The sequence below is a fragment of the Mycolicibacterium moriokaense genome, from assembly GCF_010726085.1.
Taxonomy (GTDB): Bacteria; Actinomycetota; Actinomycetes; order Mycobacteriales; family Mycobacteriaceae; genus Mycobacterium; species Mycobacterium moriokaense.
The window spans coordinates 2,472,457-2,497,978 of the sequence record NZ_AP022560.1 but is presented as its reverse complement, the minus strand read 5'-3'; the positions used below and the strand labels follow the sequence as shown (position 1 = coordinate 2,497,978).

Below are 25,522 nucleotides of genomic sequence, written 5' to 3'. Positions count from 1 at the left end.
GATGGTGGCCGAGCGACCGGATACCAACCCGACGCCAAGCGATGACGCCGGAGGTGCTTCAGAGCACGACCGGCAGATGCGTCCGCGCACCCGGCGGCGTGCGGACAGCTCGGCCGAAGACGCACTGGCCGTGGACACGGTCGTCACCGAGGAGCGCGGCCGATGGGCCGTCGACATCGTCGTGGTCTTCGCCGACGGCATCGTACACAAGCGCATCGATACCCACTCCACCAAGGCCCGCGCCGAGTTGTCGGCACGCTTGATCAAACGGGCTGCCGAGCGCGAGATCAGAGGACCCCTGAATGGATGACATCACGACTGCCGCCACATCCGTTGTGGAGCACGATATTTTCGACGCGGTCCAACTGATCCCCCGCCCGCAGCCACTCGGACTCTTTCCACTGCCGCTGGGATTCATGCTGATACCGGCAGACGAGCAGGCCGACGCCGTCCGCGAGATGATGTTGGCGGGCCAGCTCCCGACGAGCTGGCCACCGGCGCTACGCGCCCATCAGCTTGCCTTCGAAGGCGACCGCGAGGGCGCGATCGCCGAACTTCGGCGTCACAGCGATCCGGTGAGCATCTACAACCGCTTCGTGCTCGACCCCGACAGCGTCGACACCGACACGCTACGGCGGGAGCTAGGCGAGTTCGCCGTCCTCATGGACGTGGTCCTCTTCGCGCTCGGACGCATCGACACGCCACCGCATTCCGAGGACGCCGACACCGACATCGCGTCCGTGGTGTTGTCAGCTGAGGCGAGCCATGCGATGGCCGCCGGAAATCACAGTGCCGCCATCGAACTGCTCGACCGCGCGACTGCGGCCGCGGACCCGGTATCGACACCGTTGGCCGGAACACTCCAGGGTGCAGCAGGCGCGATCTGCCGTGACATCGGCGATGAGAGCTACCTGGAGCGCCTGCGAAAGGCGTTGTCGGACCTCGTCGGGGCCGACGGACTCCGCGTCGCGCGCGCTGAAATCGAATTGTGCCTCGCCGGCGCGCTGCATGAGCAGGCCGACCAGCATCCCGAACGGCTCACCAGCGCGATCCCCCACTACCACTCGGCGCTTCAGCTGGTCAGGCGCGACGACGCACCGATGCTCTGGGCCGCCGCGCATGCCGGTCTCGCCACCGCGTACCTGACCATGCCGATGGTCGAAGCCTCCAGCCAGTTGCGGCTTGGCGTCGCGGCGCAGTCGCTACGCGCCGCTCTCACCGTCTACACCCGCGATGAGCATCCGCAGGAATGGGCCAGTGTCCAACTGAATCTCGCCAATTCGCTGGTGTACACACCGTCGCGCCATCAGCGCGAGAACCTGGTGGAGGCCGCCGAGATCTACGAGGCGGTGCTGCAGACCCGGCACCGCGACACCGATCCGCTCGGCCGGGCCAGGGTACTGGCCAACCAGGGCAATGTACTCGCCCATCTCGGCGTTTTCGATGACGCGAAGGCCAAACTTTACGAAGCGCGTTTCCTGTTCGAAGAGCTCGGCGACGACGACTCGGTGCGTGCGGTGCGTGGCGTGCTCGACGAGATCGCGCGGCAACGGGTGCTCACCGTCGCTGATGCTGATGACGCGGAGCAACACTGATGTCCACCACGATGGAAGGCGTTTCTCAGCATCAGGCAACCGCGGAGCCGGGATTCGAGGAGCTGGCCAAGCGGGTCGATGAAGCGACGGCCGCACTACGGAGCCTCGACCCCGCGGCACGCGCCGTCGCCGAGGAACTCAAGGGTGCGATCGAGGCGGTCCACCGCGCAGGGCTCGTCACGATCGTGCGCCGAATGAAGAGCGATGACGCCACGCGCCCGGTGCTCTTCGATCTCGTCGACGATCCCGTCGTGCATCTGTTGCTCTCGCTTCACGAGATCATCCGGCCTGACCCGATGACGCAGGCCACCAAGGCGTTGAATGCGGTGCGTCCCCAGCTGCAGGGGCACGGGGGCGATGTGACGCTGGTGGGGATCGAGGACCAGACGGCCTTCGTGCGTCTGCAAGGCGCGTGCAACGGCTGCTCGATGTCCTCGGTGACGCTGCGCAACCTGGTCGAGCAGGCACTCGTCGAGGCTGTCCCTTCCGTGACAGCGGTCGAGGTGCTGCCCAATGATCCACAGCCCACGCTGATTTCGGTTGACTCCCTGTTCCCCTCCAGGCATCGCAGCGAAGAAGGCTGGGTGCAGGCCGGCGCAGCGGCCGACGTTCCAGAAGGTGATCTCAGGGCGGTTGAGCTGTCCAAAGGAGAGTCTGGTCAACCGGTGTCGGTGCTCCTGGTCAATCTCGATGGACGCCTCACCGCCTATGTCAACGAGTGCGCGCACGAAGCCCTGCCTTTGGACAATGCGGTTCTCGACACCTCCAACGGCACGCTGACATGTCCGTGGCACGGCTTCTGCTACGACGCGGCGTCGGGCGAATGCCTTACGGCGCCGGCCGCGCAGCTCGAGCAGCTACCGCTGCGCGTTGACGATGGACGGATCTGGGTCCGGGTGGCCACATGAGCAGCCTCACGGTGCGCACCAGCCTTGCGCCCCGCGCACCGCGCGTCGACATCGGCACCGGGGTGGATCTCGCCGGGGGTTGGCTGCCGGATGTCTGGCTTGGCGCCCCCGCGCCGGGCGGGCTGGCGTTGCCTGCCGCGAGTCCGACTCTGGCCTGGATGTACTCGCCACGCGGCGTGTTCTTCGACGACCACTACCTGGTCGTCGCCGATTCCGGTAACCACCGGGTGCTGATCTGGCACGGGATCCCGACCGAGCAGGAGCAGCCTGCGGATGTCGTGTTGGGCCAACCAGACGGTGTGACCGAGGGCCGCGCCGCCGCGGGGCGCGGCCCGGAGAACGGTATGAACCTGCCGACCGGTGTGCTGGTGCACGAGGGTCGTCTGATCGTCGCCGACGCGTGGCATCACCGCATCCTGGTGTGGCACACGGTGCCCGAGAAGAGTTCGACACCACCGGATCTGGTGCTCGGGCAACCGAACGACTCCGCCGTGGAGCCGAACATGGGCGGACCGGTTTCGGCGTCGACACTGTACTGGCCGTTCGGAATCGCTGTCGTCGGCTCGTACTTCTGGGTCGCCGACACTGGCAACCGGCGTGTCCTCGGCTGGGCGGGCGGACTGCCCGAAGCCAACCGCCCCGCCGACGTCGTACTCGGACAGCCAGACCCGGTCAGCCGCGAGGAGAATCGCGGCGAACCAGTGGGTCCCGCCGGATTCCGCTGGCCCCATGCCATCACGGGTTCCGATGATCTACTGCTGATCGCCGACGCCGGCGATCATCGTGTCCTCGGCTGGTCACCACCGCCGGAGATCGATCGGCCCGCCGACCGCCTGATGGGGCAACCCGACTTCCACACCACCCGGGAGTGGCCATACGGACCGCAGTGCGGCGATCGGTTCAGGTTCCCGTACGGGGTCAGCATGGACGGCGGTCGGTTGGCGATCGCCGACACCGCGAACAACAGGGTTCTGCTCTGGGACGCTGTGACATCCGATGCCGGACCTGCCGACCACGTGCTTGCCCAGCCGACCCTCGAGTCCAACGGCGAGAACCGCTGGAGCGCAGTCACTCACGATTCACTGTGTTGGCCGTACGGCATCTGGCTGCACGGTGACCGCATCGCTGTCGCCGACTCGGGCAACAATCGCGTCATGCTCTGGCGGCGGTCATGACCTCCGCATCGACACGCACAGCGGTCGAAGCCCTGCAGCGGCGGCGGTTCACGGTGACGGGCGTGGTTCAGGGGGTTGGTTTCCGGCCGTTCGTCCATCGGTTGGCCGTCGAACTGGGATTGTCGGGATTCGTCGGGAACGACTCGGCAGCGGTCTTCATCGAGGCCCAGGGTCCGATGGCCGCACTGGACGAGTTCGGCCATCGACTCGTCAGCGACGCACCGCCGCTGGCCGTCATCACCGACGTCGCGTGCACGCGGATCGCCGAAAACCCACTCGGCGACAACGGGTTTCAGATCGTGCCCAGCAGATCAGTCGGTACTGCGCCGACGCCGATCCCACCCGACATCGCGGTGTGCGACGACTGCATGACCGAAGTCTTCGACCCAGCCGACCGCCGCTACCGGCACCCCTTCGCCACGTGCACCAACTGCGGGCCGCGCTTCACCATCATCCGCGGGCTGCCGTACGACCGGCCCAGGACGACGATGGCGGACTTCGCGATGTGCGACCGGTGCGCTGCCGAGTACCACGACCCCACCGATCGTCGCTTCCATGCCCAGCCGATCGCCTGCCCGGACTGCGGTCCGTCGCTGTGGTTCACATCCGGCGACACCCGTGTCACCGGGTCCGACGCAGCGTTGGAGGCCGCACAAGCCACGCTTGCGGCAGGAAAGATACTCGCCGTCAAGGGCATCGGCGGCTACCACCTGGCCTGTGCGGTGGACGATGACGCCGCAATCGCCACTTTGCGGCAGCGAAAGGGACGGCGCGACAAGCCGTTGGCGGTACTGGTTCGTGATCTCGACGTAGCGCGGCGCTTCGCCGATCTCGACGCAACCGACGCCGCCGTACTGACCAGCCCGGCGCGCTCAGTGGTATTGCTGCAACGTCGCAGCGACGCCCCAATAGCGGCAGGAGTCGCGCCGGGCAACCCGTTGATCGGCCTCATGCTGCCGTACACCCCCATCCACCACCTGCTGCTGGCGCGGGTCCCCGGCGCGGAAACGGCCGCGCCGGACGCGATCGTCCTGACAAGCGCCAACCGATCAGGTGAGCCGATCTGCTACACCGACGACGACGCCGCCAAACGAGTGCCCGCATTGGCCGACGCCGTCCTCGACCACAACAGGCCCATTCACGTCCCGTGCGACGACTCGGTGGTGCGGCCGATACGGGACCGGGACCACGTGCGCGAGATACCAATTCGCCGCTCGCGTGGCTACGCGCCCCTCCCCGTCGACCTCGGCATCCACAGCCCACCGGTGCTCGCGGTCGGCGGGGAGCTCAAGAACACGTTCTGCCTGACCGACGGTCGACGTGCGTACTGTTCGGGACATATCGGCGATATGGGTTCGGTCGCCACGCTGAAGGCGTTCACCCGCAGCGTGCGGCAACTCTGCGACATGCGGGGGGTGCCCGCTCGACTGGCCGCCGACCTTCACCCGCGCTACGCGACCCGCAACTGGGCCGAACACAACGCGGGCGATCGCCCACTCGATCTGATCCAGCACCATCACGCGCATGTGGTGTCGCTGCTCGCCGAGCACGAAATGCTGCGCGAGCCGATCATCGGTGTGGCCTTCGACGGCACCGGTTATGGATGCGACGACACCGTGTGGGGCGGCGAGATCCTGCGACTCGGCCACGACAGCCATCGCTTCACCCGCGTCGGGCATCTCGCCGCGGTTCCCCTCGCCGGTGGCGACGCCGCGGTGCGCAACCCCTGGCGCATCGCCTTGGCGCAGCTGTGGCGCGCCCGGGTGCCGTGGGACGCTCAGCTGCCACCCGTGCAGGCCGCAACCACCACCGAATTGCGGCTGCTGCGAACGCAGTTCGCAAGCGGTCGCGGCTGTGTGCCGACCACCAGCATGGGCAGACTGTTCGACGCGGTGGCCGCGCTGCTCGACGTGCGGCAGCACATCGACTACGAGGGACAGGCCGCGATCGAGCTCGAGGTGTTGGCGGCGTCGGCCGACCACACCACAGTCACCTTGCCTTTGCCCGTCGACAGCGGCGGAGTGATCGACCCGGCACCGATGATCGCCACGATGATGGATGCGCTGCATGACGGCGCAGACCCGGCGGAGCTGGCCCTGGCCTTCCATCAAGCCGTTGCACGAGCCGTCTCCGACGTGGTGCGACAGGTCGCAGACGGTGTGACGACGGTCGGGCTGACCGGTGGAGTGTTCCAGAACGTGCTGCTGCTGCAGTCATGCCGACGTCTGCTCGAAGACGGCGGCTTCACCGTCCTCGCCCATCGGGTGGTCCCGCCCAACGATGGTGGACTGGCGTTGGGGCAGGCCGCGATCGCGGCGCTTGCAGCATTGGAAGAAGCCGGCACCGGCGGCGCACACAGCGAAAGGACCGCACGATGTGTCTAGGGATTCCCGGCCGGATCACCGAGATCTGGGACGAACCGGACGGCGGACGTTTTGCCAAGATCGCGTTCGGCGATCAGATCAAGACCGCATGCCTGGCGTACCTGCCCGACCTGGCGGTCGGTGACTACACAATCGTGCACGCCGGTTTCGCACTCACCCGGATCGACGAAGCGTCCGCGATGGTGACGCTGGAAACCATGCGCGACTACGGCGTCTTCGGCGAGCAGGAGGCCGCGTCGTGACGTCACCACCTGCCACGCCCATGGCGCCCGAGCTCGCGATGGATCTCGCACAGGCCTCTCTGACTCTGGCGCAGCGGTTTTCGGACGGCGCCACCATGTGGTGTATCGCGCCAGCCTTCACACCGCACGCACAGCACATCGCGGTCGAGTTCGTCCATCCCGTCGTCGTCGGGAAGCGCGCACTGCCCGCCGTCGCGTTGACCGGACCGGATCTCGTCGGGCAGGTGCGGTTGTCCGCTCGCCCAGGCGATGTGGTCATCGCATGCGCCGGCGCCGATGACCCAGACGTTCGTGCCATCATGCACCGCGCCGCGGCGTGGGGGGTCACCACGATCTGGATCGGCAACGGTGAGCGACCGCAGTTCGGCGCCGCCGATCACGTGCTGTGGCTCGACGATCCCGACCCGACGCTGGCGGCTACGGGTGACTTCGTCCTGCTGTACCACCTGCTGTGGGAGCTCACCCACGTCTGCTTCGAACATCCAGGGCTCCTGAAGCCCCAGACATCGGAGTGCACCGACGAGGTGTGTATCACCTGCAGCGACGAGGGCCGTCCCGCTGAAGTGGTCGGCACCGCATCCGATGGCACTGCCTCGGTGCGCACCCCCGAGGGCATCGAGGACGTCGTCACACTGCTCGCCAGCGAGGCGTTGTTCCCGGGTGACGTCGTTCTCGTGCACGCGGGAATGGTGATCAGCAAGCTGAAGGAGGCGTGACGATGACCGCGAGACAACGTCTCGACGAGCCGACGAACTTCCTCTATCCGTTCATCGACGGCGACGAAAACGACTCCACCGCATTGCTCACCGACCTGGCGGATTCCGCGGCGATGAAGGCGGCGGAGAGCGCCGCCCTGCGCCGAACCACACTGGAGTCCTGTTCGGCTCTCATCGAGACCGCGGCCGCGGAGCTCACCCGTCGATTCGCGGCGGGCGGGCGGTTGTTCGCCTTCGGTAACGGTGGAAGCTCCACGGACGCCAGCACTTTGGCGACACTGTTCGCGCAACCACCGACAGGCCAAGCGTTGCCCGCGTGGTCGTTGACCGCCGATCAGGCCGTGCTGACAGCACTGGGCAACGACGTCGGCTTCGACCTGGTGTTCGCCCGCCAACTCATCGCCAGGGCGCAAGCCACCGACATCGCGATAGCGATGTCCACCAGCGGCAATTCGGCCGACCTGCTGCTCGCCATGCATGAGGCTCACGGTCGCGGCCTGTACACGATCGGATTCACCGGATACGACGGGGGCGCGTTCGCCGCCAACCCAGATGTCGACGTGTGCTTCGTCGTGCGGTCCCAGAGCGTGCACCGGATCCAGGAGTCGCAGGCACTTCTCGGCTACCAGCTGTGGTCGACGGTACAAGCGCAGAAAGGCTTGTGATGAGAGAACACGTGGCCGAATACCTTGCCTCGGGACCGTCCTTCGCCGAGGGTGAGGTCATCGATCGCATCGATACGTTCCGTCGACGCCGCCCTAGGCTTCGGGACAGCGTCGTGACGCTGGCACACGGGGCGGGTGGAAAGGCATCGGCCGCCTTGGTCGACGGGGTGTTCCTCGAAGCATTCCGCAATCCGCACCTCGAATCTCTCGGCGACGGGGCCATCCTCAAGCTCCCGGACGGTCAGCGGATGGCGATGTCCACCGATTCCTTTGTCGTACAACCACTCCGGTTTCCCGGCGGGTCGATCGGCCACCTCGCCGTCCACGGCACGCTCAACGACCTGGCGATGGCCGGCGCGGTACCGACATGGATGTCGGCGGCATTCGTCATCGAAGAGGGCTTCGTCATCGACGAACTTCGGGAGATCGTGGCCGATATGGCCGCCGCTGCGCAGGCCGCTGGCGTGCAGATCGTCACCGGTGACACCAAGGTGGTGCCGAGAGGCGCAGCGGACGGCATGTTCATCACGACCGCCGGGGTGGGCATGGTGCCGGCCGGACGGCAGCTGTCACCGGACAGGGTCAGACCCGGCGACAAGGTCTTGGCCTCCGGTTCGATCGGCGATCACGGCATGGCCGTCATGCTCGCCCGCGGAGACCTCGCGATCGAGGCGGAAATCAGCTCCGATACAGCCTCGGTCAGCCATCTGGTCGAACGCCTGATGGCCGCTGCGCCGTCGACGCGGTGGCTGCGTGACCCCACCCGCGGCGGTATCGGAACGGTGTGCAACGAGCTCGCACAGGCATGCGGGCTGGCCGTGATTCTGGAGGAGGACCGCCTCCCGGTGCGGCCCGAAGTCGCAGGCGCCTGCGAAATGCTCGGCATCGACCCGCTTTACGTGGCCAACGAGGGCAAGTTCCTCGCCGTCGTCGACGCCGCCGAGGCCGATGCCGCCCTAGAGGCGCTTCGCTCCCACCCCGACGGCGAGAACGCCACCGAGATCGGGCACATCGCCGATGAACCCGGGGCCACGGTGGTGGTCCGTACCGGATTCGGCGGAACCAGGATCGTGGACATGCTCGTCGGCGACCCACTGCCCCGGATCTGCTGAGGAAGGACACCATATGTGCCTGGGAATTCCCGGACGAATCGTCGAGATCACCGACGCGGCCAATTGTCTTGCCAAGGTAGAGGTTAGTGGCGTCCGCCGCATCATCAGCGTGCGACTGCTGGAGAAGGATATGCCCGAGCCTGACGACTGGGTACTGGTCCACGTGGGTTTCGCGATGGCCAAGATCGACGAGACCGAGGCGCTGTTGACGCTGGCTGCGGTCAAGAAGATGGGTGACGCGTATACCGACGAGGTCGAAGCGTTCGACAAGTCGTCGATCATCTGAACGGGGGGAAGATCATGCGTTTTGTCGACGAATTCCGCGATCCCGCGGCGGCGCGAAAACTGTTGTCCGCCATCGAAGCACTCGCCAGTCAGGGTGCGCCGAACGAGCACTTCAAGTTCATGGAGGTGTGCGGTGGGCACACCCACACGATCTACCGGCACGGGATCGAACACCTGCTGCCGGACAACGTCGAACTGGTGCACGGACCCGGCTGCCCCGTCTGCGTGATTCCGATGGGCCGCGTCGACGACGCAATCTGGCTTGCCCATCAGCAGGATGTGATCTTCACCTGCTTCGGCGACATGATGCGGGTGCCCGGCTCCAACGGCAGCCTGCTGGATGCCAAGGCGGGTGGCGCCGATGTGCGGTTCGTCTACTCACCGCTCGATGCGCTCAAGATCGCGACCGACAACCCGGACAAGCAAGTGGTGTTCTTCGCGATCGGATTCGAAACCACCGCGCCGTCGACGGCCGTCACACTGGTGCGCGCACGTGAGCTCGGAATCGAGAACTTCTCGGTGTTCTGCAATCACGTCACTATCGTGCCGCCGATCAAGGCGATCCTGGAGTCTCCCGATCTGCGGTTGTCGGGGTTCCTCGGTCCCGGGCATGTCTCCACGGTGGTGGGTAACCGGCCCTACCGATTCGTGCCCGCCGTCTACGGGAAGCCGTTGGTGGTGGCGGGTTTCGAACCTCTCGACATCCTGGTGTCGATCGCGATGCTGCTCCGCCAGATCCGCGAAGGACGCTGCGAAGTGGAGAACCAGTACTCGCGCGTCGTCAACGAAGACGGCAATCCCGCGGCCCTGGCCTTGATGGCCCGGGTGTTCGCGCTGCGGCCCCATTTCGAGTGGCGGGGGCTCGGTTTCATCTCGCAGAGCGCCCTGAGGCTGCACGACGACTTCATCGCTTTCGATGCCGAGCAACGGTTCTCGCTGCCCGGCGTCCGTGTCGCGGACCCGAAGGCGTGCCAGTGTGGCGAAGTGCTCAAGGGTGTACTCAAGCCGTGGGAGTGCAAGGTGTTCGGCACGGCGTGCACGCCGGAGACGCCGATCGGCACCTGCATGGTCTCCCCTGAGGGTGCCTGCGCCGCTTACTACAATTTCGGCAGGTTGCATCGCGATGCCGCGACGCTGATCGGCCAGGGCGCACGGGCATGACAACGGCGGACATCACCGACACCCGCGGTGCGGAGATGTTCGCGCGGTATGCCTGCGCCCCGAATCAGCTCGGTTACTGCGGACCGCAGGACACCAGGTTGTTGATGGGCTCGCGCGACGAGATCGAACAAGCAGCGCGGCAATTCACGGGTGCGTGGCCCTATCTCAAAGTGATGTCGAAGTTGACGGACATCCCCGATCCTCTTGACCACCGGCTGGTCGACTCGTACTGGCTCGGTGGTGGCATCGGCGCCGAGTTGAGCCACCGTTCGTTCACCGCCGAGCTGCTGAAGATGATCGCTCCGCAGGCGGGGCACTACTGGAGCCACCTCACCGAGGACCTCGTCGACGAAGCCGCCCCGAATCACTGCTTCCACGTGTTCGGCGTCTACCCGTGGTCGCGATTGCTCGGGAAGAGCGCGGACGAACATCCCCTGTCCATCCTGGACAACTGCCGAATCTCGTGGGGCACCGTCGTGTCGACAGACGGCACCGCCGCTGTGGTCTCCTCCCCTCGCCTGCGCTGGATCGACTCGATGCTGTCGTTGTCTGCTCCCGAGGAACGCACGGTGGAGATCGGCACACGAGGTCACATTCCCGTGCGTGCAGGTGATCTCGTGGCACTGCACTGGGATCAGATATGCGACTGCCTCACGCCTGAGCAGGCCGCTCGGTTGACGGACAGCACCGAACGGCAGTTGCGGGCCACCACCCGTCGACTGAATTCTGGTCGGCCGTGAGGCCGCGAATCGTCCAGACGGACGGCCAGATCGGGTTCTTCTGGGTGACCCCGGACGGCGTTACGACGACCCTGCCCGACCTGGTGATCGACGACGAGGAACCCGAGCGATTGGTGGCGACCCACCTCGAGGCGCTCGACGACGCGCTGATCATCGCGGCGGCGCGGTTCGGCGAGCTGCTCGGCGGCGGCAGGCTGCCCGAACCCGCAGAACGAGACGACCTGGTCACCCTGCACCGCAATCTCGACTGGCTGGTCCGCGATTATGCACTGGCCGCCGAAATCACGGGAATCATCCCCGATGTGCGGGCGGGCAAGATCATCGGCACCGCCACACTCTTCTCGATATGCGCACGCTTTCCGATCGGCCTGCTCGGTTCCGCACCCTTCGACGGTGAATTGGATGAGCCGTCGCTCGGTGTCATCAGTGGATTCGGGCAGATGACGATGGTCGACCCGGAACGGCCATGGAAGGGCGGTCGGTGGATACTGAAATCCGAGTCGGGGCAACGCTTTCCACTGACTCTGTCGACGATGCTGTTCGACAGCTCCGGGGTGAACAAAGACGCCGCCCGGCGTGAGCACCGCGAGGCTCTCGAAGCCTGCGTCGCAGGTGCGGCCGACGAGGACGCCGATCCATTCGTCGTCGCCTCAGCATTGGACTGGCTGCTCTACGACTGGCTGATGGCACACCGCGAGGATCCCGACAGCGCGGCAATCCAGATTCCCAAAGGGCATGACTCCGACGCGGCGGTGATCGTCGCGGCCGCCTGCGCGTCGGTGCGCACCCGTGCCCGCATCGACCCCGGTCTGACGTCGCCGTTGCCGGCCGAGTGAATTCCGGGGCCTCTGACCGCGGCCTTGACGCCGCTCACTAGCCTGGGGCGATGCCCGATCTTGTAGTGGTCCACGTCGATCACAATGTCGCCGTCATCACCATCAACGACCCCGATCGCCGTAATGCGGTCACCGCCGAGATCTCGGCGGCGTTGCGCGCCGCGGTCGACGCCGCCGAAGCCAACACCGACGTGCACGCGCTGGTCGTCACCGGCGCGGGCAAGGCGTTCTGCGCAGGGGCGAACCTGACGGCGCTCGGCGAGGCGACCGAGGACGGCCTGCGCGTGATCTACGACGGGTTCCTGGCCGTCGCCAACTGCGCGCTGCCCACGATCGCGGCCGTCAACGGCCCCGCGGTCGGCGCCGGACTGAACCTCGCGCTCGCCGCGGATGTGCGCATCGCCGGCCCGAAGGCGCTCTTCGATCCGCGCTTCCAGAAGCTCGGCATCCACCCCGGCGGAGGCGCCACCTGGATGCTGCAGCGTGCGGTCGGCCCCCAGGTCGCACGTGCATCGCTGCTGTTCGGCATGAGTTTTGACGCCGAGGAGGCGGTGCGACACGGACTGGCGCTCAAGGTCGCCGAGGATCCGGTGGCCGCCGCGCGTGAACTCGCCGCCGGGCCGGCCAGCGCGCCGCGCGAGGTGGTCATCGCGACGAAGGCCTCGATGCGGGCGACCGCCAACCCCGGATTCGTCGACATCGACCAGCACCGCATCGCGGTCGACACCGAACTCGGCCCGCAGGCCAGGTCCATCGAGTCGCCGGAGTTCGCTCGTCGGCTGGAGGCCGCCAAGCGCAAATGACCTACAGGTCGAGCAGCGCCAGTTCGGGCGCCTCGATGAGGTCACGGAGTTCGGTCAAGAATTCCGCGGCCTGCGCACCGTCAACGATGCGATGGTCGAACGCGCAGGTCAACGTCATCGTCGGGCGCGCAACAACCTCTCCGTCGACCACGACGGGTCGCGGTTTCAGCGCACCCATGCCCAGGATCGCCGCCTCGGGGTAGTTGATGACGGGGACGCCCTCGTCGAGACCCAGCGCGCCGAAGTTGGACACCGTGAACGTGGAGCCCTGCAGCTCCGTCGGCTTCAGCGTGCCGGCGCGGGCGTCGCGGATCAGCCGAGCGACCACGTCGGCGAGCTCTCGCGTCGTCTTGTCCTGAGCATCCTTGACGACGGGCACCAGCAGGCCGCGCGGCGCCGCCACACCGAATCCCAGATGTACCGCCGGATGGAGATGGATCTGCGGGCCGGCCGTGGTGTCGACCCACGTCGCATTGAGCTTCGGGTGGTGCGTCAGCGCAATCGTCAACAGCCGCAACGTGAGCACGAAGGGCGTGATCGCCGCATCATCACCGGCCTGGTCGCGCATTCGATCACGCAGCCGCAGCAGATTCGTCCCGTCGACGTGCACGCTCGCATGAGCGTCCGGTATCTTCGTGCGCGACAACGACATTCGATGTGCCATCTCGGCCTGCACTCCGCGCACCGCCACCATGTCCGGGCTGGGTGCCGACCGGCCCGCCGAGGACAGGACGTCCTCCCGGGTGATCACGCCGTCGGGGCCGGAGCCTGTCACCTCGTTGAGGTCGACGTTCAGCTCCGCCGCCAGCTTCCGCACCGACGGCTTCGCGCGCGGCCGTGTCGATTCCGGCCGTGACGACTCCGATCGTGTCGATGCCGGTCGCACGCTCCGCCTGCTGTCGTCCATTTCGTCGTCGGTGCCGTACCCGACGAGCACCGGCTTGCGCTTCGTAGCGGTCGACTCGGCAGCATCCGTCGCGATACGCACCAGCACCGCACCGACATTCAGGGTCTCGCCCTCGGCGCCACCGAGTTCGGTGATCCGCCCGGCGTACGGGCTGGGAATCTCGACCTCGGCCTTGTTGGTCTCCACCGTGCACAGGGTCTGGTTCAGTTCGACGGTATCGCCCACCGCGACGTTCCAACTCGTGATCGTGGCGTCCTCGAGCCCCTCCCCGAGATCGGGCACCAAGAAATCCCGAACCTCTTCGCCGGTCATGGCTGCTCCAACGTCCGTTCCACACAATCGAGCAACCGGTCAACCCCGGGCAGCCACAGCTTCTCCAACCGTGCTGGCGGGAACGGTGTGTCAAATCCGGTGGCGCGCAATACCGGTGCCTCGAGGTCGTAGAACAGTTCCTCCTGGATGCGCGCGGCGAGTTCCGCGCCGAACCCCAACGTTCGTGGACCTTCGTGCATGACGACCACGCGGCCGGTTCTGCGCACGGATTCGGCGACGGTGTCGAAGTCCAGCGGGTTCAGCGACCGCAGATCGATGACCTCGACGCTCCACCCGTACTGCTGGGCTGCCAGGTCGGCTGCGCTGATCGCAGTCGCGACCAGCGGACCGTACGTCACCACCGTGACGTCGTCGCCGCTGCGGCGGATCGCCGCGCGTCCGATCGGCAGACCCGGCGTCACGGTGTCGACGGGCTCACGGGTCCAGTACCGTCGCTTGGGCTCCAGATAGAGGATCGGGTCGCGACAGGTGATCGAGTGTCGCAGAAGCCAATACGCATCGGTCGGAGTCGACGGCGACACCACCTTCAGTCCGGCGGTGTGCAACCAGTAGCTTTCCGTCGACTCGGAATGATGCTCGACGGCGCCGATGCCACCGAACGACGGAATCCGCACGGTCACCGGCATTTCGACGTCGCCACGCGTGCGCATCCGGTACTTCGCCAGATGACTGACGATCTGGTCGAACGCCGGCGCCGCGAAGCCGTCGAACTGAATCTCCGGAACAGGCACCAAACCGCGAATCGCCATTCCGATCGCGATGCCGATGATCGCCGACTCCGCCAGCGGTGTATCGAAACACCTTTGCTCACCGAAGGTTTCAGCCAGCCCCTCGGTGACACGGAAGACACCGCCAAGCTTGGCGACATCCTCGCCGAAGACGAGCACGCGGTCGTCGGCCGCCATCGCGTCGTGCAGTGCCCTGTTGATGGCCTGCGCCATCGTCAGTGTCGGGGCCTGCATAGCAGGCGGTGCGCTCGGCGGGATGGGGGTCAGCAGCGGGCCGCGCGGCGGTTCGTCGTCGTCGTGGAATGTCGGCCGCTCGATGATCTGAGTCATGCTCGTGCCCTCCCGTCGCATCGCTCGCCAAGGTCTTCCTTGGCGATCTCCTCCAGGAGCTGTTCGCGCTGCGCCAACAGGTCAGGGGTGATGTCGTGGTAGACGGTGTCGAACACGTCCGTGATGGGGAAGTCGTCGGCCCCGACCACCGCTTCCCTGAGCTCGGTGCGTAATCGTTTCGCTCTGGCGGCGACCCGTTCCTCCAGCCGCTCGCTCCATACGTCTATCGCCTGCAGGTAGGTGCGGTACCGCTGAATCGGATCGCGTGCCGCCCAGAATTCGAGCTCGTCGTCGGAGCGGTAGCGGGTCGGGTCGTCGGAGGTGGTGTGGGGTCCCATCCGGTAGGTGATCGCCTCGATCAGCGTCGGGCCGCCGCCCTCCCGGGCGCGCTTGGCGGCCTCGGCCGTCACCGCGTAGCAGGCCAGTACGTCGTTGCCGTCCACCCGGATGCCGGGCATGCCGTACCCGATGGCGCGGTGCGCGATGGACGGCGCGACCATCTGCTTGCTGACCGGAACCGAGATCGCCCATTGGTTGTTCTGGACGAAGAACACGCACGGCGCGTTGAACACGGCCGCGAAGTTCAGTGCCTCGTGCGCATCGCCTTCGCTGGTCGCGCCGTCGCCCATGAAAGTCAGCGTCACCGAGTCCTCACCGAGGCGCTGCGCGGCCATCGCCGCGCCGACCGCGTGCAGGCCCTGTGTGCCGATCGGGATCGAGATCGGCGCGACTCGCTTTTCGGTGAATCCCAGCCCTCCGTGCCATTTGCCCCGCCAGACCGCGCCGATCTGCGCCGGTGTGAGTCCACGCAGCAGAAACGCGCCGATCTCGCGGTATTGCGGGAACAGCCAGTCGGTCTTGGGCAGACACGCCGCCGCACCGATCTGCGCGGCCTCCTGGCCTCGGCACGATGCGAACAGCGCCAGCTCGCCCTGGCGCTGCAGGTTGACGAACTCGGTGTCGAGCTCGCGGGTGACGACCATCGACTCGTAGAGCCAGGCCAGGGTTTCGGGCGGGAGGTCTCTTCGGTACCGGGTTTCTGCGGTGGCCGTCCCATCCGGGGCCAGCAGCTGTATCGGATCCAGCTCGACGCCAGATTGTGACTCTGACGTGCGCGGGGTCGCTTCGATCCCTGCCATACCGCCTCCTAGGGTCACTGGCGGCGGATCACGCCGTCAGGCGACTGAGGTGCTCAGCACGGAGGCGATCAGAGCAAAACCCCTGGTGGGAGGCTCGTTCGTTGGCGACCGGGGTGTGGCGCCAACGCGACGATGCGCTCTGGGCGCCCCAGTACTGGGGCAATCTCCATTATGCCTTCGCATCGGAGGACGCCCGGCTGACTGCGAGCCGTGTCGAGGCCTTGCGATTTGTGTGCGCTCAGTTGCGGTGAGCGCTCCTAAACGCACACAAATCGCTCGGGCTAGGCGGGATTTTGCGGTGCGAGGGCCATGATGCGTTCGGCCCGTCGCAGGACCGGCATGTCCACCATCTGCCCTTCGAACTGGAACACGCCGCGCTCCGATGCGGCGGTCTCGAGCACCCGGCGCGCCCAGTCGACCTCTTCATCGGTCGGCGCGTACGCCGACCGGATCACCGCGACCTGCGTCGGATGGATGGCGACCTTGGCGTCGAACCCGACGGCGACGGCATCGTCGCTCTCGGCCCGCAACCCGTCGAGATCCTTGATGTCGATGTACACCGAGTCCAGGGCGAGCTTCCCGAACGCCTTGGCGGCCAGCAGGCTCTGCGATCGCACATGCTTGGCCACATCGCGGTAGCTACCATCCGGCCAGCGGTTGGCCGTGCCGCCCGTGGCGGCGAAGAGATCCTCGGCCCCCCACATCACGGCGAACGCATTGTCCATCCGCGCCAACTCGTTGACCTCGATCGCGCCCAGCGGAGTCTCGATCAGCACGACCACCTCGCGCGGCGCGAGGTCGCGCACCTGCCGGGGCGATTCCGTCTTCGCCAGCATCACGACGCTGTAGTCGGTGCGAGCCAGCGCGTCGAGATCGAGCTGATGGTCAGCCGTCGCGCTCGGGTTGATCCGCACCACGGTGCGAGTCGGGTCCAGCGGGGTGTCGATGAGTGCTTGGCGCGCGGCGGGCCTGTCCTTGGCGGCCACGCCGTCCTCGAGGTCAAGGATGACGACATCGGCTGCGGCGGCGGCCTTTTCGAATCGCTCCGGCCGGTCGGCCGGGCAGAACAGCCATGCCGGACCGTTGTTCCCCAACGACATGTCAGGCCGCCCCTTCGGGACGCTTGCGCACCATCGTCTTGCGGGATGCGGTCGCGACGATGTCGCCGTGCTGGTTGCGGCCGATGTGCGAGAAGGTGACGATGCCCTCCCCCGGCCTGCTCTTCGATTCCCGCTTGTCGGTGACCTCGGTCTCGGCGTAGAGCGTGTCGCCGTGGAAAAGCGGCTTCGGGAAGGCGACTTCACCGAATCCGAGATTTCCGACGATCGTGCCCTGCGTCAGCTGCGCCACCGACAGACCGACCAGCGTCGACAACGTGAACATCGAATTCACCAGGCGCTGGTTGAACGGCGGCAGCGCGTCGGAAAACGCCGCATCGAGGTGCAACGCCTGGGTGTTCATGGTCAGGGTGGTGAACAGGACGTTGTCCGCTTCGGTGATGGTGCGGCCAGGGCGGTGCTGGTACAGCACCCCGGTCTCGAACTCCTCGTACCACAGGCCGCGCTGGACGACTATTCGCTTGTCGCTCACAGGCCGGCCTCTCGGGCGATCAGCATCAACTGCACTTCTGTTGTCCCCTCACCGATTTCGAGAATCTTGCTGTCGCGGTAATGCCGGGCGACAGAATACTCGTTCATGAAGCCGTAGCCGCCGAAGACCTGCGTCGCATCGCGCGCGTTGTCCATGGCCGCCTCACTGGCCACCAGTTTGGCGATGGCTGCGGCCTTCTTGAACGGCTTGCCCGCCAACATCAGCGCAGCGGCGTCGTAGTACGCGGTGCGAGCGGAATGCGCGCGTGCTTCCATTCGTGCGATCTTGAACGAGACCGCCTGGTAGGCGCCGATCTTCTGACCGAAGGCCTCCCTCTCCTTGGAGTACTTCACACATTCGTCGACGCAGCCCTGCGCGGCGCCGACCGACAACGCGGCGATGGCAATCCGTCCCTCGTCGAGGATGCGCAGGAAGTTGGCGTAGCCGCGTCCGCGTTCACCCAGCAGGTTCTCCTGCGGCACACGCACGTCGTCGAAGCTCAGCGGGTGGGTGTCCGACGCGTTCCAGCCGACCTTGTTGTAGGCGGGCTCGGCGGTGAATCCCGGTGTGGGAACGGGAACCAGAATCGACGAGATCTCTTTCTTGCCGTCCACTTCGCCCGTCACCGCGGTGACTGTCACCAGCTTGGTGATGTCGGTGCCCGAGTTGGTGATGAACTGCTTGGAGCCGTTGATGATCCAGTGCCCGTCGTCGAGCTTGGCCGTCGTCTTGGTCGCGCCCGCGTCGGTGCCACCACCCGCCTCCGTGAGACCGAATGCGCCGAGCGCCTTGCCGCTCGCCAGCAGCGGCAGCCATTCCTGCTTCTGCTGCTCGTTGCCGAAGCGGTAAACGGGCATGGCGCCCAGCGAAACTCCGGCCTCCAGCGTGATCGCCACACTCTGATCGACCTTGCCGAGTTCCTCCAACGCCAGGCACAGCGCGAAGTAGTCGCCGCCCATGCCGCCGTACTCCTCGGGGAAGGGCAGACCGAACAGCCCCATGTCGGCCATGCCCGCGACGACCTCGTACGGGAAGGAGTGCTCCTCGTCGTGCTTGGCGGCGACCGGGGCGACCACGCTCTGCGCGAAGTCGCGGACCGTCTTGGCGAGCTGCTCATAGTGATCGGGCAACAGGCCCGTCGCGAGAAAATCGGTCATGACTGTTCCTCCTGCGTTGCGGTGGCCGCCACGATGACCTTCGCCAACGGCTGACCCACCTTGACCTGGTCGCCCACGGCGACGAGTAGTTCCACCACGCCGTCGACGGGTGCGGTGAGGGCGTGTTCCATCTTCATGGCCTCCACGGTCACCACGACGGTTCCCGCGTCCACCTGCTGCCCGTCGGAAACACCCACCGCGACAACCGAACCCGGCATGGGGCTGGTCAGCTCGGCATCGCCGCTCAGTTCGTCGTCGGGCCGTACCGGTGCCTCGCGAACCTCTTCGATGACGATGGTGAGTCCGGCACCGGACAACCAGATCTGCCCGTCGGTAGCCGCGACCACGAACTCGGTCCGCAAGCCATCCAACGTCAGCGCGAGCAGCTCTCCGTCCAGAGTCGCTGACAGCGTATGGGTTTCACCGTGTTCGACGGCGGCGGTCGCGGCGCTCGGCGTCCCGGTGAGGTAGACGTGGTCGGTGCGGTCACCGGAGTGCAGCCGGAACGTGGCCGGCGCAGGCTGCCCCATCCGCCAGCCCGACGGCACGGCCCACAGATCGCCGACCGGGACGGCCCATTTGCGCAGCCATTTGTACGCCGCCGCAGCGATCAGCTCACGGTCCCCGGGCTCGGCGGGCGTGAAGTCGGGCATCCGGCGATCGAGCAGTCCGGTATCGAGGTCGCCCGCGACGACATCGGCGTCGGCCAACAGGAACCGGAGGAACTCGATGTTCGTGCCGACCCCAAGCACAGCGGTCTGCGCCAGCGCCGCATCGAGTGCGCGGATGGCGGCGGCCCGGTCGTCGGCGTGCGCGATGACCTTCGACAGCATCGGGTCGTAGTCGCTGCCGACCACAGTGCCGCGGGCCAGCCCGGAGTCCACACGGACCCCTCGTCCGGCGGGTTCGACCAGGCCGAGCACGGTGCCGCCGGTCGGCAGGAAGCCGCGGCCCGGATCCTCGGCATACACGCGCGCCTCGATCGCGTGCCCGGTCAGGGCGACGTCGTGTTGCGCGATGGGCAGCTTGTGACCGGCTGCGATGAGCACCTGCTGCTCGACAAGGTCGATGCCGGTGACCATCTCGGTCACCGGATGCTCCACCTGCAGCCGGGTGTTCATCTCCATGAAGAAGAATTCGTCGGGCCGGTCCGCCGACACGATGAACTCGACCGTGCCTGCGCCGGTGTAGTCCACGCTACGGGCCGTATTGCAGGCCGCGGCGCCGATCCGCTCCCGCGTCGCCGCATCCAGCAGCGGCGAGGGCGCCTCTTCGATCACCTTCTGGTGCCTGCGCTGCAGGCTGCACTCGCGCTCGCCGAGGTGCACCACATTGCCGTAGGTGTCAGCCAGCACCTGCACCTCGATGTGGCGCGGGTTCAGCACGAAGCGCTCGAGGAACAACGTGTCGTCGCCGAACGCGGCACCGGCCTCGCGGCGCGCGCTGGCGAGCGCGGACGCCAACTCCGATGGCTCATGTACGACGCGCATGCCCTTGCCGCCACCTCCGGCAGACGGTTTGACGAGGACCGGATACCCGACCTCCTCTGCGCCGGCGATCAGATCGGCGTCGGTCAGGCCGGGGCGGGACACACCGGGGACGACCGGAACGCCGAAGGCCGACACCGCGGCCTTCGCCGCGATCTTGTCGCCCATGGTCTCGATCGCCGTGGCCGGCGGGCCGATGAAGACGATGCCCGCCGCGTTCAGCGCGGCCGCGAATTGCGCGTTCTCCGAGAGGAACCCGTATCCCGGATGGACCGCCTGAGCTCCAGTGCGTTGCGCCGCGGCGATGACGGCGTCGATGTTGAGATAGCTCTCCCTCGCCGCGGCGGGCCCGATGTTGACGGCCACATCGGCCTCGGCGACGTGCCTGGCGCCGGCGTCAGCGTCGCTGAAGACCGCGACCGAGCGGATGCCCATCGCACGCAACGTGCGGATGACGCGCACCGCGATCTCGCCGCGGTTGGCAATGAGGACAGTGTCGAATACGGTCACGTCATCACATCCGGAATACGCCGTAGGAGACCGGCTCGAGCGGAGCCTGGCCGACGACTGAAAGAGCTAGCCCGACAACGGTTCTGGTATCAGCTGGGTCGATGACGCCGTCGTCCCACAACCTCGCGGTCGAGTAGTAGGGGTTGCCCTGGTCTTCGTATTGCGCTCGGATGGGCGCCTTGAACGTCTCCTCCTCTTCGGGAGTCATCTCGCCCCGAACCGTCGCGAGCACCGAGGCGGCCTGTTCGCCACCCATCACCGAAATCCTGGCATTGGGCCACATCCACAGGAAGCGCGGCGAATACGCCCGTCCACACATCGAGTAGTTGCCCGCACCGTATGAACCGCCGATCACCACGGTCAGCTTCGGCACCCGCGCGCACGCGACCGCGGTGACCATTTTCGCCCCGTGCTTGGCGATACCGCCGGCCTCGTAGTCGCGGCCGACCATGAAGCCGGAGATGTTCTGCAGGAACAGCAGCGGGGTGTTGCGCTTGTCGCAGAGTTCGATGAAATGTGCGCCCTTGAGGGCGGATTCGCTGAACAGCACGCCGTTGTTGGCGATGATGCCGACCGGATGACCGTGGATGTGCGCGAACCCGGTCACCAGCGTGTTGCCGTATTCGGCCTTGAACTCGGCGAATTCGCCGCCGTCGACGATGCGGGTGATCACCTCGTGGACGTCGTACGGCACGCGGGAATCGATGGGTACCACGTCGTAGAGCTCGGTCTGATCGGCGATCGGGTCGACCGTGGGTCTGACATCCCATGGCAGCTTCTCGCGCGGGCCCAGTGTGGCGACGATGCGCCGGACGATGCGCAATGCGTCGCGGTCGTCGTGCGCCAAATGGTCTGTGACACCGGAGGTTCGGGAGTGCAGATCGCCGCCGCCGAGTTCTTCTGCGGTCACGACCTCACCGGTCGCCGCCTTCACGAGGGGTGGTCCGCCGAGGAAGATGGTGCCCTGGTTGCGGACGATGACGGCCTCGTCGCTCATGGCGGGCACATATGCGCCACCCGCCGTACACGAGCCCAACACGGCCGCGATCTGCGGGATGCCCGCAGCGGAGAGGTTGGCCTGGTTGTAGAAGATGCGGCCGAAGTGCTCGCGGTCGGGGAACACCTCGTCCTGTCGCGGGAGGAACGCGCCGCCGGAGTCGACCAGATAGATGCAGGGCAGCCGGTTCTGCCCCGCGACCTCCTGGGCGCGAAGGTGCTTCTTGACGGTGATCGGGTAGTACGTGCCGCCCTTGACGGTCGCATCGTTGGCGACGATCACGCATTCGCGTCCCGAGACGCGCCCGATACCGGCGATCATGCCCGCGCCGGGGCATTCGTCGTCGTACATGCCGTTGGCGGCGAGAGGACTCAACTCGAGAAACGGGCTGCCCGGGTCAAGGAGGCCGTCGACGCGATCGCGCGGAAGCAGCTTGCCTCGACTGACATGGCGTTCACGGGCGCGCTCCGGGCCGCCGAGCGCCGCGGCGGCAAGTTTGGCGCGCAGTTGAGCCACCAGTTCGAGGTGCTCCTCGCGATACGACGTCCGCGTTGTCATCGCAGAAAACCCGTTCGTTTGAGTTAATGACGACTAACTCGTGGTATGTTAGTCACGATTAACCGAAATGTCCACCAGTCCGTTGGAGGGTGCACATGGCCTCCGCTTCGGAGCCTGTCATCACCGCGACGCGCCGCAGCCGGGCCAAATCCGACCGGCGCTCGCAGTTGATCGCTGCGGCCGAACGCCTGGTGGCCGAACGCGGCTATCTGGCGGTACGACTGGAGGACATCGGGGCGGCCGCAGGCGTCAGCGGACCCGCGATTTACCGTCACTTCCCCAACAAGGAGGCGATGCTCGTCGAGTTGCTGGTCGGCATCAGCACTCGACTCCTTGCCGGCGCCACGGACGTCGTCGCGCATGCCAAGGATCCCCGCTCGGCGTTGGACGGACTGATCGACTTCCATCTCGACTTCGCACTGGGCGAATCGGATCTGATCCGCATCCAGGATCGCGACCTTCCCAACCTCCCGCCGACGGCCAAACGTCAGGTCCGCAAGGCCCAGCGTCAGTACGTCGAGATCTGGGTGGATGTCCTGCGGCAGCTGAACCCGTCGCTGGCCGAAGACAATGCCCGGATGATGGCGCACGCAACGTTCGGACTGTTGAATTCGACTCCACATTCGGTGAAGCCGAATGCCACTAAAAAGGCCGAGGTCAACGAGCGGGCCATCCTTCGTGCGATGACGGTTGCTGCGTTGACCTCGGCCGCGCCGAGCGTGAGCGACTAGTACCAGGCTCGGCGGCCACCGACGGGACGTCCGACGGATCCGAGAATCCAGAAGACGGCACCGATGACGACCAGAATGACACCGATCGTCGTCAGGACGCTGATACCGAGGATCCAGCCGAGCACGGCGAGGATGACTCCAAGGATGATCATCGTTACTCCTTCTCTTGAAATGCCAACTGCCAGTGGGCTATTGACTTGGCTGCGGGATATTGCAGTCCGTTACCTTCGGATTGACGCCCGCATAGTTGAGCGGGCCGACGACAACGGTGAGAGCGATGCTTCCCGTTGTCGCGCAGTTGGTTGCGCCAGTTTCAAAGTAACCGCGCTGATACGCCGCAAAAGCGCCGATCAGCAACCAGATGAGCACCAAAACGCCGAGTAGCCCACCGCCTCGCATGCTGCGCCTCCATCTTCAACTGCGCCCCAAATCGGTGCGCACGCAGCGTGTTTACCCAGCAGATAATTCTTCAAACCTGTCGATGACAACGAACGGGTTACGACACCTGACGTGCCGCGAACGCCGTGAGGAGCCATTCGAGCATCGCCTTGACCAGCACGGCGCGGTTTTCGCGCTTGTCGATTTCGTGGCCGTCGTCCTCGAACACCAGGTGCTCGACGGTGCGCCCGAGGGTGCGTAGGGCGGTGTACATCTGCAATGACTCGTCCGGCGGGACGTTGGTGTCGTTGGCGCCGTGGACGAGCAGCAGCGGCGCGGTCAACGCCTCCACGCGTTGCAGCGGCGACAACTGCTCTAGCAGGTCGCGATCACTGACGGGATGCCCGTATTTCGGGTACGCGGCCGCGGCGATCCACGGTTCGGTGGTGCGATACCAGGTGTTGAGGTCGCTCATGCCGCAGATGCTGATGCCTGCCGCGAAGAGGTCCGGATGGAAGGTGAGCGCGGCCTGTGTCAGATAGCCGCCGTAGGACCACCCGCAGCACGCGATGCGGTCACGATGCGCGTGACCGTTGTCGGCGAGGAAGTTTACCGCATCGGCGACGTCGTCGATGGCCGCGAATCGCTTCTCTCGGTCGTCGGCGTGCATGAACGAGCGGCCGAATCCGCCGGAACCGCGCACGTTGGGCAGGAATACCGCAATGCCCGCTTCCAGCAGCGGGGGGAAGAACTCGTTGTATCCGGGCCGGCCCTGTCCTTCGGGGCCGCCGTGCAGGAAGATCATCGCGCCGATCTGCTCGACTCCTTCGGGCGGCCTGAAGAGCCACCCGCTGAACGTCAAACCGTCACGTGCGGTGATGGTCTCCAACGTCGGATCGGCCGACACGGGGCCCAGGCTCGGCTCGCGGTCGACGTGTTCCCATTCGCGCGTGCGGGGTTCGACGAGTTCGACCGTCGGCGGCATCGACGGGCTTTCCACCGTCAGCGCCAACATCGAACCGCCTGCGCTGATACTGAGCTGGCTCGCCACCATTCCGGGCAGCGGGATCGGCGGGTAGGCCGTGTAGTCAGAGAGCTCGACGATCTGTAATTCGCTGGCGCCGTTGATGTTCCACAGGATCGCCACTGTCGAGAGGTCGTCGCTGACGGTGAATTCGTCGAGTTCGTAACCCGGCCGTTCGGCGACCACCTGGTAGGCCACCCCGTCGGCGGTGGTGGTGACCTCGAGCAGTCTGGCGTGCTCGGCGCCGTTCTCACTGCGGATCAGCGCGCGCACATACCCCTCGGTGCTGTTGACGCCGTAGACGCTGGCCGGTTGATACAGCTCGTAGGACTCCCCTTCCAAACCGGCCCGCAGTCGGCGGGGAGTGTGGTCGTCGAGAATGATCCCGTTATCGGTAGTGGAGCCGGGATCGTAAGGCAGCAAGGCGATTTCGGTCTGCCCGCGCAACATGATGAGGTCGCGGTAGCCGCGCGGCCCCACCCGCACGAGGGAGACCCCCGCCCACGCGTCGACCAGCCTGCCGCCCGAGCGCCGGTCGAGCACGACTGTCGTGCCGTCGGCGGGATCGATCAGGCACGAGCTGCCGACGCCGTCGTCGCCCGTCAGGATCGCCGCCACCCGGGTGCCGTCCCAACTGATCAATTCCGCTGTGCCCTCGGGTGTTCCGGCCGGCCAGTTATCGATACGACGCGCGTCACGGTCGTCGGGATCGGTTGTCACCACCCAGATCTGGCTTCGGCTGCCGCCTTCGGGCGCCACCTCACAGGCGAGCCAGTGTCCGTCCGCGGAGTGGACGACGCGGTTCACCGGCCCCTCGACGGGCAGTTCGACGTCTCGGGAGCTACTGGCTCGCCACCCGCGCAGGAACCGCTGCACCGCGCGCGGGTATCCGCCGTCGTCGACGAGATGCGCGAACGCGGTGGCGTCCGGCGACATCGATGCGCCGTAGACGCGGCGAACCTGCTCAGCCATCGGACCCAGAGTAAACCGAGGTCGCAGGCGGTAAACGTGGTGCTAGTGACACGTGAGCG

At 66.4% G+C, this 25,522-nt stretch carries 26 protein-coding genes; 15 read left to right on the top strand and 11 right to left on the bottom strand.

Features of this window, described 5'->3' with window-relative positions:
• Positions 1–4: 4 nt before the first annotated feature.
• From G6N43_RS12275 to G6N43_RS12210, 14 genes are read left to right on the top strand one after another with little or no spacing between them, the layout of a single operon-like run.
• Positions 5–310: a hypothetical protein gene (locus G6N43_RS12275; protein ID WP_234810139.1), complete on the top strand. Its 306-nt coding sequence runs from the start codon at positions 5–7 to the stop codon at positions 308–310.
• Entirely contained in the window at positions 303–1,595 is a 1,293-nt protein-coding gene (locus tag G6N43_RS12270; RefSeq protein WP_407664897.1) for a hypothetical protein, read from the top strand. Before G6N43_RS12275 ends, G6N43_RS12270 begins: the two co-directional genes overlap by 8 nt.
• Positions 1,595–2,503 (top strand): NifU family protein, encoded by a 909-nt coding sequence (locus G6N43_RS12265; RefSeq protein WP_083153387.1) that lies wholly within the window; start codon positions 1,595–1,597, stop codon positions 2,501–2,503. Before G6N43_RS12270 ends, G6N43_RS12265 begins: the two co-directional genes overlap by 1 nt.
• On the top strand, positions 2,500–3,678 hold the full coding sequence (locus G6N43_RS12260; protein WP_083153385.1) for an NHL repeat-containing protein: 1,179 nt from the start codon (positions 2,500–2,502) through the stop codon (positions 3,676–3,678). Before G6N43_RS12265 ends, G6N43_RS12260 begins: the two co-directional genes overlap by 4 nt.
• A complete protein-coding gene (gene hypF, locus G6N43_RS12255) occupies positions 3,675–6,062 on the top strand; it encodes a carbamoyltransferase HypF (RefSeq protein WP_083153382.1) in 2,388 nt (795 codons plus the stop codon). Before G6N43_RS12260 ends, hypF begins: the two co-directional genes overlap by 4 nt.
• Positions 6,053–6,304 carry a HypC/HybG/HupF family hydrogenase formation chaperone gene (locus G6N43_RS12250; RefSeq protein WP_083153380.1) on the top strand — a complete coding sequence of 84 codons (252 nt, stop codon included), beginning with the start codon at positions 6,053–6,055 and terminating at the stop codon, positions 6,302–6,304. The genes hypF and G6N43_RS12250 overlap by 10 nt, the downstream gene beginning before the upstream one ends.
• A gap of 20 nt (positions 6,305–6,324) precedes the next feature.
• Positions 6,325–7,020 (top strand): hydrogenase assembly protein HupF, encoded by a 696-nt coding sequence (locus tag G6N43_RS12245; RefSeq protein ID WP_083153377.1) that lies wholly within the window; start codon positions 6,325–6,327, stop codon positions 7,018–7,020.
• 2 nt (positions 7,021–7,022) lie between these two features.
• Complete coding sequence (locus G6N43_RS12240; protein WP_083153375.1) at positions 7,023–7,685, top strand: D-sedoheptulose-7-phosphate isomerase; 663 nt, start codon at positions 7,023–7,025, stop codon at positions 7,683–7,685.
• Positions 7,685–8,797, top strand: coding sequence for a hydrogenase expression/formation protein HypE (hypE, locus tag G6N43_RS12235; RefSeq protein WP_083153372.1), 1,113 nt, complete (start codon positions 7,685–7,687; stop codon positions 8,795–8,797). Before G6N43_RS12240 ends, hypE begins: the two co-directional genes overlap by 1 nt.
• 13 nt (positions 8,798–8,810) lie before the next feature.
• A complete protein-coding gene (locus G6N43_RS12230) occupies positions 8,811–9,083 on the top strand; it encodes a HypC/HybG/HupF family hydrogenase formation chaperone (protein ID WP_083153369.1) in 273 nt (90 codons plus the stop codon).
• A gap of 14 nt (positions 9,084–9,097) precedes the next feature.
• On the top strand, positions 9,098–10,243 hold the full coding sequence (gene hypD, locus G6N43_RS12225) for a hydrogenase formation protein HypD (protein WP_083153366.1): 1,146 nt from the start codon (positions 9,098–9,100) through the stop codon (positions 10,241–10,243).
• Positions 10,240–10,983 carry a DUF6390 family protein gene (locus G6N43_RS12220; protein WP_083153363.1) on the top strand — a complete coding sequence of 248 codons (744 nt, stop codon included), beginning with the start codon at positions 10,240–10,242 and terminating at the stop codon, positions 10,981–10,983. The genes hypD and G6N43_RS12220 overlap by 4 nt, the downstream gene beginning before the upstream one ends.
• On the top strand, positions 10,980–11,819 hold the full coding sequence (locus tag G6N43_RS12215) for a hypothetical protein (protein ID WP_083153361.1): 840 nt from the start codon (positions 10,980–10,982) through the stop codon (positions 11,817–11,819). Before G6N43_RS12220 ends, G6N43_RS12215 begins: the two co-directional genes overlap by 4 nt.
• A 50-nt stretch (positions 11,820–11,869) precedes the next feature.
• A complete protein-coding gene (locus G6N43_RS12210) occupies positions 11,870–12,622 on the top strand; it encodes an enoyl-CoA hydratase (protein ID WP_083153358.1) in 753 nt (250 codons plus the stop codon).
• A gap of 1 nt (position 12,623) precedes the next feature.
• Here G6N43_RS12210 and G6N43_RS12205 read toward each other — a convergent pair whose 3' ends face one another.
• The 8 genes from G6N43_RS12205 to G6N43_RS12170 form a co-directional block, all read right to left on the bottom strand.
• Entirely contained in the window at positions 12,624–13,841 is a 1,218-nt protein-coding gene (locus tag G6N43_RS12205) for a dihydrolipoamide acetyltransferase family protein (RefSeq protein WP_083153355.1), read from the bottom strand.
• Positions 13,838–14,824, bottom strand: a complete 987-nt coding sequence (locus G6N43_RS12200) for an alpha-ketoacid dehydrogenase subunit beta (protein ID WP_234810146.1) — start codon at positions 14,822–14,824, stop codon at positions 13,838–13,840. Before G6N43_RS12200 ends, G6N43_RS12205 begins: the two co-directional genes overlap by 4 nt.
• Before the next feature lie 92 nt (positions 14,825–14,916).
• Positions 14,917–16,059, bottom strand: a complete 1,143-nt coding sequence (pdhA, locus tag G6N43_RS12195) for a pyruvate dehydrogenase (acetyl-transferring) E1 component subunit alpha (RefSeq protein ID WP_083153353.1) — start codon at positions 16,057–16,059, stop codon at positions 14,917–14,919.
• Positions 16,060–16,340: 281 nt separating this feature from the next.
• Complete coding sequence (locus G6N43_RS12190) at positions 16,341–17,159, bottom strand: HpcH/HpaI aldolase/citrate lyase family protein (RefSeq protein WP_083153350.1); 819 nt, start codon at positions 17,157–17,159, stop codon at positions 16,341–16,343.
• A gap of 1 nt (position 17,160) precedes the next feature.
• Positions 17,161–17,649: a MaoC family dehydratase gene (locus G6N43_RS12185; RefSeq protein ID WP_083153348.1), complete on the bottom strand. Its 489-nt coding sequence runs from the start codon at positions 17,647–17,649 to the stop codon at positions 17,161–17,163.
• Positions 17,646–18,806, bottom strand: coding sequence for an acyl-CoA dehydrogenase family protein (locus tag G6N43_RS12180; protein ID WP_083153346.1), 1,161 nt, complete (start codon positions 18,804–18,806; stop codon positions 17,646–17,648). Before G6N43_RS12180 ends, G6N43_RS12185 begins: the two co-directional genes overlap by 4 nt.
• Positions 18,803–20,803 carry an acetyl/propionyl/methylcrotonyl-CoA carboxylase subunit alpha gene (locus G6N43_RS12175; protein ID WP_083153343.1) on the bottom strand — a complete coding sequence of 667 codons (2,001 nt, stop codon included), beginning with the start codon at positions 20,801–20,803 and terminating at the stop codon, positions 18,803–18,805. The genes G6N43_RS12180 and G6N43_RS12175 overlap by 4 nt, the downstream gene beginning before the upstream one ends.
• A 4-nt stretch (positions 20,804–20,807) precedes the next feature.
• A complete protein-coding gene (locus G6N43_RS12170; RefSeq protein WP_083153341.1) occupies positions 20,808–22,358 on the bottom strand; it encodes a carboxyl transferase domain-containing protein in 1,551 nt (516 codons plus the stop codon).
• Positions 22,359–22,453: 95 nt separating this feature from the next.
• Here G6N43_RS12170 and G6N43_RS12165 point away from each other — a divergent pair, with 95 nt between their 5' ends.
• The gene (locus G6N43_RS12165) at positions 22,454–23,089 is read left to right on the top strand and encodes an SACE_7040 family transcriptional regulator (RefSeq protein WP_083153339.1); all 636 of its coding nucleotides are present in this window, start codon (positions 22,454–22,456) and stop codon (positions 23,087–23,089) included.
• On the opposite strand, the gene G6N43_RS30425 is transcribed toward G6N43_RS12165, so the two are convergent.
• The 3 genes from G6N43_RS30425 to G6N43_RS12155 form a co-directional block, all read right to left on the bottom strand.
• Positions 23,086–23,241: a DUF6131 family protein gene (locus tag G6N43_RS30425; protein ID WP_165761883.1), complete on the bottom strand. Its 156-nt coding sequence runs from the start codon at positions 23,239–23,241 to the stop codon at positions 23,086–23,088. The genes G6N43_RS12165 and G6N43_RS30425 overlap by 4 nt on opposite strands.
• A gap of 37 nt (positions 23,242–23,278) precedes the next feature.
• Positions 23,279–23,488 carry a hypothetical protein gene (locus tag G6N43_RS12160; protein ID WP_083153336.1) on the bottom strand — a complete coding sequence of 70 codons (210 nt, stop codon included), beginning with the start codon at positions 23,486–23,488 and terminating at the stop codon, positions 23,279–23,281.
• Positions 23,489–23,585: 97 nt separating this feature from the next.
• Positions 23,586–25,463: an alpha/beta hydrolase family protein gene (locus G6N43_RS12155; protein ID WP_083153334.1), complete on the bottom strand. Its 1,878-nt coding sequence runs from the start codon at positions 25,461–25,463 to the stop codon at positions 23,586–23,588.
• Positions 25,464–25,522: the final 59 nt, after the last annotated feature.